Source organism: Streptomyces sp. MBT65 (assembly GCF_016612545.1).
Taxonomy (GTDB): Bacteria; Actinomycetota; Actinomycetes; order Streptomycetales; family Streptomycetaceae; genus Streptomyces.
In genome coordinates this window covers 1-979 of record NZ_JAENRY010000661.1, presented here as the reverse complement: position 1 = coordinate 979, position 979 = coordinate 1, and the positions used below count along the sequence as shown (strand labels likewise).

Annotated in this window: 1 protein-coding gene; it reads right to left on the bottom strand. The window is 71.5% G+C overall.

Going from position 1 to position 979, the window contains the following annotated elements; genetic code table 11:
• Nucleotides 1-310: 310 nt before the first annotated feature.
• On the bottom strand, nt 311-979 hold a 669-nt coding region (locus tag JHN63_RS51395; protein WP_200691990.1), incomplete at its 5' end, for a uroporphyrinogen-III synthase.

Below are 979 nucleotides of genomic sequence, written 5' to 3'. Positions count from 1 at the left end.
CCATCCGGCGCAGGGCGGCTTCCTGGTACAGGCCGGCATCGTCCAGCGCAGGGCAGTTTCTTGGTACAGGCCGCACCATCCGGCGCAGGGCGGCTTCCTGCTACAGGCCGGCACCATCCAGTCCGTCCTGGCTCACCCTCCGTCCTGGCTCACCCTTTGACGCGGGCCGACATGAATCAGCCCGTCCGGCGTTTGAGGACGAGGCCCCTTCAGGGCCGATGGGGGTCTGGGGGCGCAGCCCCCAGGGACGCTCGCATCAACACCCCGCACAATCCAGCCCGCATCAACACCCCGCACAAACACCCCCTGGTCACCCCACGCTGTACTTCGAGTCCGCCGCCGGATCCAACGCCAGCCGATACCCCCGCTTCACCACCGTCTGAATCAGCTTCGGCGACCCAAGTGCCGTACGCAGACGGGCCATTGCCGTCTCTACGGCATGCTCGTCGCGCCCGGCACCGGGAAGCGCACGGAGGAGTTCAGCACGGGCCACGACCCACCCGGGCCGCCGGGACAGCGCCCGGAGCAGGGACATACCGGCCGGCGGAACCGGCCGTAGCGCCCCGTCCACGAGGACCGCATGCCCGCGGATCTCCACCCGGTGACCCGCGATCGGCAGGGTTCGGGCGCGCCCGGGAAGTTCCTGGCAGAGGAGTTGGACGAGGGGTCCGAGGCGGAAGCGTTCGGGCTGGACCGTGCCGATGCCGTGGTTCTGGAGGGGCAGCGCGGTGACCGGCCCGACGCAGGCCGGGAGGACGTCGTGGTGCAGCGCGGCGAGGAGTTCGGGCAGCAGACCACGGACCTCGGCACGGGACAGCAGCGACGCGGCGGCCGGCGCGCTGGTGAACGTCAGCGCGTCCAGGCCCCGGGAGACCGTGGCGTCCAGGAGCCGGTCCAGCGGGGCGATGTCCTCGGGCGGCATCCACCGGTACACGGGGACGACCACGACATCCGCGCCGCCCGAGGACATCGCCCCGCT